The organism is Pseudomonas sp. NPDC090208 (genome assembly GCF_044746785.1).
Lineage (GTDB): Bacteria > Pseudomonadota > Gammaproteobacteria > Pseudomonadales > Pseudomonadaceae > Aquipseudomonas.
Window position 1 is genome coordinate 128,959 of record NZ_JBIVCU010000013.1, and the last position, 12,083, is coordinate 141,041.

A 12,083-nucleotide genomic window follows, 5' to 3' on the forward strand; every position below is an offset into this window, starting at 1 on the left:
AAAACATTTTTCCGACGCCCCGCAAAATAACCAATAATCGCAAGAAATCAGCGGGTTGAAAAAGTACAGCAGAGACGGGTCTTTATAATTACAGCGCACGCGGAAATATCGACAATATAATGACCCTCGCCGGACATTATAAAAGTCAATGAAGCATGTCCACGCAGTTGACCCCGAAAATACGCAAGGCGCCGTCAATCGGATAGCCCGAAGTCTTATTGAACTTCAAGCGCTGCTAACACTCTTCACGAACAATTAACTTTCGAGATATATCGTTCGACACGCCGCCCTTCAACGGCCTGACATCTTGTCCAGAAGTGCGCTTTTTTCTTCCAGCACGGCGGCTTTTCGGGCGATCTCGGCACGCGCCGACTCGATGCGCTCACGCCCGGCCTGTACGGCGTCTTCCTGGGACGGATACAACGCATCCGCGGCATACCATTTGCCTTTCACCGACCGCTCATGCTGACCATCGGACGCAGGGCCAATCAATTCCACCTCAAGCACGACGAAGGCACGGGTCAGCACCCAGGCGGTGTACGGGTAGTTTCGGTTCGGCGTGTTCGCCCACATGGCATTCTCCTCTGGCAGCGCAATCGTCATGAGCTCGCGTGTCGTCTCCGTTGGCGGGATGCCACAAAACGTCGAGCGGACCACCATGATACCCACCGCTGTATATTTTTTCACATAACGAAACGCATAAGTGACCGACGCAGGCTCGCGGCCGCGGCAATGACAGGCGAGGCGTGAAAAAGAGATCTGGAGAGGATGAAAAAACGCCGGAAACAAAAAAGGCGTCCCGAAGGACGCCTTTTGTGGACTGAGTGTTTTGCATCTCAGTCAGATTTTCTGCCCGGGTACTGCTGGGGCGAAAATGGTCGGGGTGAGGGGATTCGAACTCCTGACATCCTGCTCCCAAAGCAGGCGCGCTACCGGACTGCGCTACACCCCGATGAAACACGTGAAACCTAACGGATGACGCGACTGGCGTCACTCCCTAAGATTCAACCCGATGAAGCCAGGTCAAAAATGGTGGGTCGTGTAGGATTCGAACCTACGACCAATTGGTTAAAAGCCAACTGCTCTACCAACTGAGCTAACGACCCAAATAATGGTCGGGGTGAGGGGATTCGAACTCCTGACATCCTGCTCCCAAAGCAGGCGCGCTACCGGACTGCGCTACACCCCGACAAGGCTGCTGGTGAAATTGGCTCCGTGACCAGGACTCGAACCTGGGACCCAATGATTAACAGTCATTTGCTCTACCGACTGAGCTATCACGGAACGTATTCAATTTCAGCTGCAACATTTGCCGCGCTTTCAACACAACAAATTCAGTACTTCTCTGCTGGACGAATCCTGCACCTACTACCCTGAATTCACTGCATTTTCAGCCTCTTCGACGTTTCCGTATCGCTACGTTCGCGTCTCTGAGGCGCGCCATTCTACAGCTACAAAAAACCCTGTCAACCCTCTAAATTGCTTTTAAGACAATGATTTGCGATTTTTTTTCAGATCGGGGGTTCCGGGCCGAAAATCCGGGGTTTCCGAACTGTCAGCCGGCCGTTCGCCAAATCGCATCCGTAGCAGTCCGGCTTGCCGGCGGCAGCGATTTCACGGGCACGACCGCCGGCAAGCCGGACTGCTACGGGCTGGAGAATAAAAAAGGGCTCCCACCCGGGGAGCCCTTTTTCACGCTTCTATATAGAGGCGAGACGATCAGACAAACACGATCTCGTCGTCTTCCACCGTGCCCTTGATCTGCGTACCCGGCAGGAAACCGCCAGACAGGATTAGTTGCGCCAGCGGGTTCTCGATCCAGCGCTGGATCGCACGCTTGAGTGGCCGTGCGCCATACACCGGGTCGTAACCGACCGCGATCAGCTTCTCCAGCGCTTCCGGCGTCAGTTCCAGGCTCAGGTCGCGCTCGGCCAGACGCTGACGCAGACGGCCCATCTGGATCTCGGTAATGCCGGCGATCTGGTCATGACCCAGCGGCTCGAAGATCACCACTTCGTCGATCCGGTTGATGAACTCCGGACGGAAGTGCGAGCTCACCGCGTCCATCACCGCTGCACGTTGCGCCTCACGGTCGCCAACCAGTTCCTGAATGCGCGCCGAACCAAGGTTGGAGGTCATGACGATCACGGTATTGCGGAAATCCACCGTGCGCCCGTGACTGTCGGTCAGACGGCCGTCTTCGAGCACCTGCAACAGAATGTTGAAGACATCCGGGTGCGCTTTCTCGACTTCATCCATCAGCACCACCGAGTAAGGCTTGCTCCGCACGGCCTCGGTCAGATAACCGCCCTCTTCATAACCGACGTAGCCCGGTGGCGCGCCGATCAACCGCGCCACGGAGTGTTTCTCCATGAACTCGGACATGTCGATGCGCACCATCGCCTCTTCGGTGTCGAACAGGAACTCGGCCAGCGCCTTGCACAGCTCGGTTTTACCGACACCGGTCGGGCCGAGGAACATGAACGAGCCGCTTGGCCGGTTCGGATCGGACAATCCCGCCCGCGAACGGCGCACCGCGTTGGCCACCGCGACCACCGCCTCGTTCTGGCCGATGACGCGCTGGTGCAACAGGCTTTCCATCTTCAGCAGCTTCTCGCGCTCGCCTTCAAGCATTTTCGACACCGGAATCCCGGTCCACTTGGAGACGACCTCGGCAATTTCTTCTTCGGTCACCTTGCTGCGCAGCAACTGGTTTTCCGGTTTGCCGTGCTGGTCGACCATCTGCAGGCTGCGCTCCAGATCCGGGATCACCCCGTACTGCAGCTCGGCCATGCGGTTGAGGTCGCCACGACGGCGCGCCGCTTCCAGTTCCTGACGGGACTGCTCGATCTTCTGCTGGATCTGCGCCGAGCCAGTCACTTCAGCCTTTTCCGAAGTCCAGACTTCTTCCAGATCGGCGTATTCACGCTCCAGCCGCACGATTTCTTCCTGCAATTTCTCCAGGCGTTTTTTCGCGGCTTCGTCGTCTTCCTTCTTCAGCGCCTGGGATTCCACCTTCAGCTGAATCAGACGACGCTCAAGACGGTCGAGCACTTCCGGCTTGGAGTCGATTTCCATACGAATGCGGCTGGCCGCTTCGTCGATCAGGTCGATAGCCTTGTCCGGCAGCTGACGGTCGGTGATGTAGCGATGGCTGAGCTTGGCCGCAGCGATGATCGCGCCGTCGGTGATCGCCACTTTATGGTGAACTTCGTAGCGTTCTTTCAGGCCGCGCAGAATGGCGATGGTGTCCTCTTCGCTCGGCTCATCCACCAGCACTTTCTGGAAGCGCCGCTCAAGGGCTGCATCCTTCTCTATATATTGGCGGTACTCGTTGAGCGTGGTGGCGCCGACGCAGTGCAGCTCGCCACGGGCCAGAGCCGGCTTGAGCATGTTGCCAGCGTCCATGGATCCTTCGGCCTTGCCGGCGCCGACCATGGTGTGCAGTTCGTCGATGAACAGGATGATCTGGCCTTCCTGTTTGGACAGCTCATTGAGCACCGCCTTGAGGCGCTCTTCGAACTCACCGCGGAACTTGGCGCCAGCGATCAGCGCGCCCATGTCCAGCGACAGCAGACGCTTGCCTTTGAGGCCGTCCGGCACTTCGCCATTAATGATGCGCTGGGCCAGGCCTTCGGCGATGGCGGTTTTACCCACACCAGGCTCGCCGATCAGCACCGGGTTGTTTTTCGTGCGCCGTTGCAGGACCTGAATGGTGCGACGAATCTCGTCGTCACGGCCGATCACCGGGTCAAGCTTGCCGTCTTCGGCGCGCTTGGTCAGGTCGACGGTGTATTTATCCAGGGCCTGGCGCGACTCTTCGGCGTTCGGGTCGTTGACTGCATCGCCGCCGCGCAGGTTGCTGATGGCGTTTTCCAGCGCCTTCTTGCTCACGCCCTGCCCCAGCAGCAATTTGCCGAGCTTGCTGTTTTCGTCCATGGCCGCCAGCAACACCAGCTCGCTGGAGATGAACTGGTCGCCCTTCTGCTGGGCCAGACGGTCGGCCTGATTGAGCAGGCGCGCCAGATCCTGCGACATGTTGACGTCGCCGGTCGGGTTCTGGATTTTCGGCAGTTGGTCGAGCTCCTTGCTCAACGCTTTGCGCAGGCTGTTGATGTCAAAGCCAACCTGCATCAGCAACGGCTTGATCGAACCGCCCTGCTGTTCAAGCAACGCCTGCATCAGGTGCGCAGGCTCGATGGCGGGATGGTCCATGCCCACCGCCAGAGATTGGGAATCGGATAACGCTAACTGTAACTTGCTGGTCAATCGGTCAATACGCATTGGTCACCTTCCTAAATGGGCAGGCCGGAGCAATGAACACACCTTAATGAAGAAACCTGCCGGATAGCCGTTAGATGTGGCCGATTGCACAGGATTCAAGCGGTGGTCACTTGACTTTGACCAACGTTAGCTTGTAGCGGACGATTGCAGCGCAATTCTTTGTAGGAGCTGGCTTGCCCCGCGAGCGGCTGCGAAGCAGTCGTAAATCCATCCGCATTGGTAGTGTCAGATGTAACGGGGGCGCAGGTTTTACGACGGGTTCCCCGCCGCTCGCAGGGCAAGCCAGCTCCTACAGGTTTTGTGAGGGTGGCTATTTTTCGATCCACACCAGCGACGCAAAGCGTCCAGTGCGTGCGCCGCGACGATAGGAGAAGAAACGCTCGTCGTTGTAGGTCGACCAGCCACCGCCGTAAACCGCTGTCACGCCATGAGCCGCCAGGCGCAAACGGGCCAACTGGTAGATATCGGCCATGAATTTGCCGGGATTGACGCTGGGAATGAAAGCTTCGACCGTTTCCGGATGCGTGGCGACGAATGCTTCGCGCACTTCTGGCCCGACTTCAAACGCCTGCGGACCGATGGCCGGGCCGAGCCAGGCCAGGATCTCGCCAGGGGCATCGGCAAAGCTGTCCACCGCCGCCTCCAGCACGCCAGCCGCCAGCCCGCGCCAACCGGCATGGGCCGCAGCCACCTGCGTCCCGGCACGGTTGCAGAACAATGCGGGCAAGCAGTCGGCAGTCATGATGGTGCACGCCACGCCCAGCGTCGCGGTCCAGCTGGCGTCCGCCTGCATGACCTGAGCGGGCGATGCCTCGACGACATCGATGCCGTGAACCTGCTTCAGCCAGGCAGGCTGCACGTTCAGCCGCGAGGTCAGCAAGGCGCGGTTATGCGCCACCGCCTCGGGGCTGTCGTCGACATGGTCGCCCAGGTTGAAGCTGTCGAATGGCGGCAGACTGACACCGCCAGCACGTGTGGTGACACACGCCTTGATGCTGGCTCGCGCAGGCCAGTCAGGAGTCAGCCAGTCCGCCACGAATTCACTCATCCGATGAACGCCTCACGGTCTTGCTTGAGCAGCGACAGCAGCCAGACGAAATCCTCCGGCAGCGGCGATTCCCACTTCATGCGCACGCCGGTGGTCGGGTGATCCAGCTCCAGGAAACGCGCGTGAAGCGCCTGACGCGGGAAGGTTTTCAGCGACTCGACCATGGTCACGCTGGCTGCCGGCGGAATGCGGAAGCGGCCACCGTAGGCCGGATCGCCCACCAGCGGGAAGTTGATGTGGGCCATGTGTACGCGAATCTGGTGCGTACGGCCGGTTTCCAGCTTGACCCGCACATGGGTGTGCGAGCGGAAACGCTCCAGCACGCGGTAATGGCTGACCGCCGGCTTGCCGCCGTCCATCACGGCCATGCGCTGACGCTGCTGGCCGTGGCGACCGATCGGCGCGTCGATCTTGCCACCGGCCGTGACCACGCCGATGACGATGCACTCATAAATGCGGCTGACGGTACGCTTTTGCAGCTGCGCGACCAATTGCGTCTGCGCCTGGATGGTCTTGGCCACCACCATCAGACCGGTGGTGTCCTTGTCCAGGCGGTGGACGATGCCAGCACGGGGCACGTTGACGATGTCCGGTACGTGGTGCAACAAGGCATTGAGCAGGGTGCCATCGGCATGGCCCGCAGCCGGGTGCACCACCAGACCGGCGGGCTTGTTGATCACCAGAATCTGGTCGTCTTCGTAGACGATATCCAGTTCGATGTCCTGGGCCACCCACTCGCCCTGGGCTTCCTGCTCGGCCTTGAGCACCAGTACGGCACCGCCATACACGGTGTCGCGCGGACGCATCACCTCACCATCCACGGTCAGGCGACCGTCCTTGATCCAGGCGGAAAGGCGCGAGCGCGAGTACTCGGCGAATAATTGGGCGGCGACCTGGTCGAGGCGTTGACCGCCCGATTCGGACGGCACCTCTGCGCTAAGTTCTATGATCTCGGACATGCTCAGACTGGGAGGTGGCACTGGCCTTTGGTTTCGGCTGTGCGCTTGTGGTTAAATACGGCGTCTTTTGTCCCGGGGGTTCCACGGGGCGCCCATCATAACAGGACGGTCCTGCGCAAGACAGCAGGCCGTTATAGGGACGCAAGCCGCCATGCAAGTGAAACACCTGCTGCTGATAGCCATCCTCGGACTGACCGCTGCCTGTTCTTCGAAGAAAGAAGTCATCGACGAAAACCTCAGCGAAGTCGAGCTGTACCAGCAGGCGCAGGCCGATCTGGACAACAACAGCTACAACAGCGCCACCGAGAAACTCAAGGCGCTGGAGTCGCGCTACCCGTTCGGCCGCTATGCCGACCAGGCGCAACTGGAACTGATCTACGCCAACTACAAGAACGGTGAGCCTGAGGCCGCGAAAGCCGCTGCCGAGCGTTTCATCCGTCTGCACCCGCAGCACCCGAACGTCGACTACGCCTATTACCTGAAAGGTCTGACCTCGTTCGACCAGGACGTCGGCATCATTGCCCGCTTCCTGCCGCTGGACCAGACCAAGCGTGACCCGGGTGCCGCCCGCGACTCGTACAACGAATTCGCCCAGCTCACCAGCCGCTACCCGAACAGCCGCTACGCCCCGGATGCCAAGCAGCGCATGATCTACCTGCGCAACCTGCTGGCGTCCTACGAAATCCACGTGGCCGACTACTACCTGACCCGTCAGGCGTACGTTGCCGCCGCCAACCGTGGCCGTTACGTGGTGGAAAACTTCCAGGAAACCCCGTCCGTCGGTGACGGCCTGGCCGTGATGGTCGAAGCCTACCAGCGTCTGCATCTGGACGATCTGGCCGACACCAGCCTGCAAGTGCTGAAAGCCAACTACCCGGATCACCCGCAACTGGTCGATGGCAAGTTTGAACCGCGCACCCCGGAAGCGGACAACCGCTCGTGGCTGTCGAAAGCGACCCTGGGCCTGATCGAAAGCCGTCCGCCGCTGCCGCCGGGAGAGACCCGCGCCAACCAGGACGTGATCAAGCAATACCAGGAAGCCAAGGAAAACATTCCGCCTGAGCTGCTGCCGGAGAACCAGCCAGCCGAAGAGCAGAAGAGCACCGATGCCGACGACGCACCGAAACACCGCTCGATCTTCAGCTACATGACCTTCGGCCTGTTCGACTGACCCAAGCCGGACTTCAGCCAGACAAAGAGGCCCTGCGGGGCCTCTTTTTCGTTTATGCAGACCCGGGCAACGCGGACCGCTGGGCGCCCGCCAGTGCCTTGGCTACACTGCGTCATCTTCACTTAATAAGCTGGTAGACATGATTCGCTTGATTATGTGGATCGCCTTGATCATGGCGATCATCTGGTTGTTCAAACGCGTCACCAAAGGCCCGACACCGCCACCCAAGGCCACGCCAAGGGAATCCGACGCAGCGCCGATGGTGCGTTGCGCGCAGTGCGGCGTGCACGTACCCCGCGACCGCGCGCTGAGCCAGGATCAGCAGTGGTACTGCACCGAAGCCCACCGCCTGCAGGGCCCCGCCGCACGTGACCGTTGAGACGCTGTCGCTGGCCACGCCTCAAGCCCAGCGCATCCTGCGCCTGTATCACCTTTACCGCCTGAGCATCGGCATTCTGCTGGTGCTGCTGATTTCCAGCAGCCTCGACGCCGAACTGCTGGAACTGGCGGATATCGAGCTGTTCCGCACCGGTTGCTGGCTGTATCTGGTGCTGAACATTCTGGTGGTGGTGCTGCTGGAGCGGCCGAACCGACAGAGTCAGCTGTTTGCCCTGGCCATGACCGACACGCTGATGCTGTCGGCACTGTTCTACGCCGGCGGCGGCGCGCCCAGCGGTATCGGCAACCTGATCGTGGCCTCGGTGGCGATCAGCAACGTGCTCCTGCGCAAGCGCATCGGGCTGATGATCGCCGCGGTCTCGGCCATCGGTATCATCTACCTGACGTTCTATATCAGCTACCACAAGCCGGCCGCCGCCGGGCATTTCCTCCAGGCCGCGTCACTGGGCGCACTGTGCTTCGCCGCCGCGTGGCTGGTGCAGATGCTGGTGCGCCGTCTGCAGGTCAGCGAGGACATCGCCGAACGGCGCGCCGCCGACGTCGATAACCTCGAAGAACTCAACGCGCTGATTCTGCAACGCATGCGCACCGGCATTCTGGTGCTGGATGCCCGCCGCGAAGTGCTGCTGGCCAACCAGAGCGCGCTGACGCTGCTGGGCCATGAACACCTGCAGGGTGAAGTCATCGACGATTATTCGCCGCAACTGGTCGAGCGCTGGCGGCAGTGGCTGATCAACCCCTCGATACCTCCACGCAGCATCACCACCTCCGCCATTGGGCCGGTATTGCGCCCAGGTTTCATCGGCCTGAGTCGCGGTGATCAGCGTCATACGCTAGTGTTTCTCGATGATCTCTCGCAGATATCCCAGCAGGCTCAACAGCTCAAGCTGGCTGCGCTGGGCAGGCTGACCGCCGGCATCGCCCATGAGATCCGTAACCCGCTGGGGGCCATCAGCCATGCTGCGCAGTTGCTCCAGGAGTCGGAGGAACTGAGCGGACCGGACCGGCGTCTCAGTGAAATCATCGTGGATCAATCGCGACGGATGAATCTGGTGATCGAGAACGTTCTGCAGTTGTCTCGTCGACGTCAGACCGAACCTCATCTGCTCGACCTCGGACAGTGGCTTGAGCACTATGTCAGCGACCTGCGCAGCAGCTTGCCGGCCGGCCACGTCGTACACCTGAATATCAGCCCGGGCCTGCTCACCACCCATATGGATGCCGGGCAACTGCATCAGGTGATGACCAATCTGGTGCAGAACGGCCTGCGCTACAGCGGCCAGAGCAATGAGAAGGCGCAGATCTGGCTGCACCTGTTCCATGCTCCGGGCAGCGAGTTGCCCACCCTCGAAGTGCTGGATGACGGCCCCGGCGTGGCCGCCGAGCACCTGACGAAAATTTTCGAACCTTTCTTCACCACCGATAGCAAAGGAACGGGGCTGGGCCTGTATCTTTCACGCGAGCTGTGTGAAAGCAATCGGGCCAGCCTGAATTACATACCACGGGAAGGTGGCGGCAGCTGCATGCGGATCACCTTCGCCCATCCGTTCAAATTGAGTTGAACATGAGCCAACGGCAAAAGATCCTGATCGTCGACGATGAGCCGGACATTCGTGAACTGCTGGAAATCACCCTCGGGCGAATGAAGCTGGACACGCGCAGCGCGCGCAACGTCAAGGAAGCGCAAGACTGGCTGGCGCGCGAGCCGTTCGACCTGTGCCTGACCGACATGCGCCTGCCCGACGGCAACGGCCTGGAACTGGTGCAGCACATCCAGCGCCGTCATACCCAGGTGCCGGTGGCGATGATCACCGCCCATGGCAGCCTCGATACAGCAATCCATGCCCTGAAAGCCGGCGCGTTCGACTTCCTCACCAAGCCGGTGGATCTGGGTCGCTTGCGCGAGCTGGTCGGCAGCGCCCTGCGCCTGCACATGGCACCGTCCAACGAGAACAGCATCGACAACCGCCTGCTGGGCAATTCACCGCCGATGCAGGCGCTGCGCAAACAGATCGGCAAACTGGCACGCAGCCAGGCGCCGATTTACATCAGCGGCGAATCAGGCAGCGGCAAGGAACTGGTCGCGCGGCTGATCCACGAACAGGGCCCGCGCATCGATCAGCCATTCGTGCCGGTCAACTGCGGCGCCATTCCGACGGAGCTGATGGAGAGCGAGTTTTTCGGCCATCGCAAAGGCAGCTTCACCGGCGCTCACGAGGACAAACCGGGCCTGTTTCAGGCGGCCAACGGCGGCACACTGTTTCTGGATGAAGTCGCCGACCTGCCACTGGCGATGCAGGTGAAACTGCTGCGGGCGATTCAGGAAAAATCGGTGCGCGCGGTCGGCGGCCAGCAAGAGCAGGTCGTCGACGTGCGCGTACTGTGCGCCACCCACAAGGACCTCAGTGTCGAAGTTGCCGCACAGCGTTTCCGTCAGGACTTGTACTACCGGCTCAACGTCATCGAACTGCGGGTGCCGCCGTTGCGCGAACGCCGCGAAGACATCGAAGAAATCGCCGACAACGTTCTGCGCCGCCTCGCCGACGCGTCCGGTCAACCGGCGGCACGCCTGAACGGCAGTGCGCTGACGGCGCTCAAGGGCTATCGCTTCCCCGGCAACGTCCGTGAACTGGAGAACATGCTCGAACGGGCCTACACCCTGTGCGAGAACGACCAGATCAACACCGACGACCTGCGTCTGGCCGAGCCGACCGGCGCCCGAGAGCAGGACGGCCCGAGCCTGGCCGACATCGACAACCTGGAAGACTACCTGGAAAGCATCGAGCGCAAGCTGATCCTGCAAGCGCTGGAAGAAACCCGCTGGAACCGCACCGCCGCCGCGCAACGGCTGAACCTGACCTTCAGATCGATGCGTTACCGGTTGAAGAAGCTGGGCTTGGAATAGACTACTGCCAGCACACCAGAGCATAGCGAGCGGACTGCTGTTGATTCTGGCCGAAGGCCGTGGGAGGGAGCTCTGCTCGCGATAGCGCGTTGTCGGTCGACATCGTGGCGTCTGACCGGACGCCTTCGCGAGCAGAGCTCCCTCCCACAGGACGTGCGGTGTCAGGCAAACCCTGTTCCCTGCACCCGCCCCGCCGGCGCATACGGCGCCGCGTCGATGATCGGCTCATCCCCCACCAGCAGATCGGTCAGCAACTGACACGATGCCGGCGCCAGCACCAGCCCGTTGCGGAAATGCCCGCAGTTCAGCCACAGCCCGTCATGCCCCGGCACCTGACCGATGAACGGAATGCCCTCGGGCGAGCCCGGACGCAAGCCGGCCCAGTGCCCGACCACCTCGGCATCTGCCAGCGCCGGGATCAGTTCCACAGCCGATGCCTTCAGACTTTCCAGCGCCGAGCCCGTCGGCGTCTTGTCGTAGCCTTCGTGCTCCAGCGTGCTGCCGATGAGGATATGCCCGTCGCGACGCGGGATCGCATAACGACCCTTGGCGAGAATCATGCTCGGCAGGAAATCCGACGCGCATTTGTAGAGAATCATCTGCCCCTTCACCGGCTCCACCGGCAAGTGCAGACCCAGCGTGCCAAGCAGATCACCGCTCCAGGCGCCAGCGGCCAGCACCACCTGATCGCCGAGCATGTCGCCCGCGCCGGTACTCACGCCAATGACCCGCTCGCCGTCACGGACAAATCCGTTCACCTCACACTGCTCATGAACCGTGACATTGGGCAGCGCGAGCAATACCGCCTTCAACGACTTCACCAGCCGCGGGTTACGCACGTTGGCAACATCGGCCATGTAGATCGCCCGCGAATACCCGCCGCCCATGACCGGCACCGCGTCGTACACCGCCGAAATATCCACCGCACTCAGCGGACGATTCAGACGCGCCGCCCAGGCCAGCGCCTCCGGCTCGTCATCCAGATCCAGCCAGTACAGGCCGGTCTTGTGCACCTCAGGGTCAATACCGGTGGCCGCCAGCAAATGCTCGCCCAGCTGTGGATAAAAATCCTGCGACCAGTGCGCCAGCGCCGTCACCGCCGGGCTGTAGCGCCAGGGATAGAGCGGCGAAACAATACCGCCACCGGCCCACGACGACTCCTGCCCCACCCCGGAACGGTCCAGCAGCGTCACGCTGCCGACCTTCGCCGCCAGGTTGTAGGCGGTCAGCAAACCGATCACCCCGCCCCCGACGATAACCACATGCTGCCTGGACATGCTCAACCCGATCCTCACACACGAAACAAGCCCGGCGCCC

The 12,083-nt window shown here is 61.2% G+C and carries 9 protein-coding genes and 4 tRNA genes; 4 read left to right on the forward strand and 9 right to left on the reverse strand.

Translation table 11 applies throughout. From position 1 onward, the window contains the following. Positions 1 to 291: 291 nt before the first annotated feature. The 8 genes from ACIPL0_RS21250 to rluD all read right to left on the reverse strand — a co-directional run bounded on the left by ACIPL0_RS21250 (position 292) and on the right by rluD (position 6,291). A complete protein-coding gene (locus ACIPL0_RS21250; RefSeq protein ID WP_400596410.1) occupies positions 292 to 789 on the reverse strand; it encodes a hypothetical protein in 498 nt (165 codons plus the stop codon). Between the two features lie 86 nt (positions 790 to 875). Further along, positions 876 to 952: transfer RNA gene (locus ACIPL0_RS21255), tRNA-Pro, on the reverse strand. Positions 953 to 1,030: 78 nt separating this feature from the next. After that, positions 1,031 to 1,106: transfer RNA gene (locus tag ACIPL0_RS21260), tRNA-Lys, on the reverse strand. Between the two features lie 6 nt (positions 1,107 to 1,112). Further along, positions 1,113 to 1,189: transfer RNA gene (locus ACIPL0_RS21265), tRNA-Pro, on the reverse strand. 19 nt (positions 1,190 to 1,208) lie between these two features. After that, positions 1,209 to 1,284 (reverse strand) — tRNA-Asn (locus ACIPL0_RS21270). 435 nt (positions 1,285 to 1,719) lie between these two features. After that, positions 1,720 to 4,284 (reverse strand): ATP-dependent chaperone ClpB, encoded by a 2,565-nt coding sequence (gene clpB / locus ACIPL0_RS21275; RefSeq protein ID WP_400596412.1) that lies wholly within the window; start codon positions 4,282 to 4,284, stop codon positions 1,720 to 1,722. Positions 4,285 to 4,594: 310 nt separating this feature from the next. Next, complete coding sequence (gene pgeF / locus ACIPL0_RS21280; protein WP_400596552.1) at positions 4,595 to 5,320, reverse strand: peptidoglycan editing factor PgeF; 726 nt, start codon at positions 5,318 to 5,320, stop codon at positions 4,595 to 4,597. Between the two features lie 8 nt (positions 5,321 to 5,328). Continuing rightward, entirely contained in the window at positions 5,329 to 6,291 is a 963-nt protein-coding gene (gene rluD, locus ACIPL0_RS21285) for a 23S rRNA pseudouridine(1911/1915/1917) synthase RluD (protein WP_400596414.1), read from the reverse strand. A gap of 151 nt (positions 6,292 to 6,442) precedes the next feature. Between rluD and ACIPL0_RS21290 the strand changes: the two genes are divergently transcribed. From ACIPL0_RS21290 to ACIPL0_RS21305, 4 genes are all read left to right on the forward strand, one after another. Then, positions 6,443 to 7,462: an outer membrane protein assembly factor BamD gene (locus ACIPL0_RS21290; protein ID WP_400596416.1), complete on the forward strand. Its 1,020-nt coding sequence runs from the start codon at positions 6,443 to 6,445 to the stop codon at positions 7,460 to 7,462. A gap of 139 nt (positions 7,463 to 7,601) precedes the next feature. Continuing rightward, positions 7,602 to 7,841, forward strand: coding sequence for a PP0621 family protein (locus tag ACIPL0_RS21295; RefSeq protein ID WP_400596418.1), 240 nt, complete (start codon positions 7,602 to 7,604; stop codon positions 7,839 to 7,841). Further along, entirely contained in the window at positions 7,831 to 9,423 is a 1,593-nt protein-coding gene (locus tag ACIPL0_RS21300; protein WP_400596420.1) for an ATP-binding protein, read from the forward strand. The genes ACIPL0_RS21295 and ACIPL0_RS21300 overlap by 11 nt, the downstream gene beginning before the upstream one ends. 2 nt (positions 9,424 to 9,425) lie before the next feature. After that, complete coding sequence (locus ACIPL0_RS21305; RefSeq protein WP_400596422.1) at positions 9,426 to 10,766, forward strand: sigma-54-dependent transcriptional regulator; 1,341 nt, start codon at positions 9,426 to 9,428, stop codon at positions 10,764 to 10,766. 161 nt (positions 10,767 to 10,927) lie between these two features. Here the strand turns inward: ACIPL0_RS21305 and thiO are convergent, their stop codons facing one another. Further along, entirely contained in the window at positions 10,928 to 12,043 is a 1,116-nt protein-coding gene (thiO, locus tag ACIPL0_RS21310; RefSeq protein WP_400596424.1) for a glycine oxidase ThiO, read from the reverse strand. Between the last annotated feature and the right edge of the window lie 40 nt (positions 12,044 to 12,083).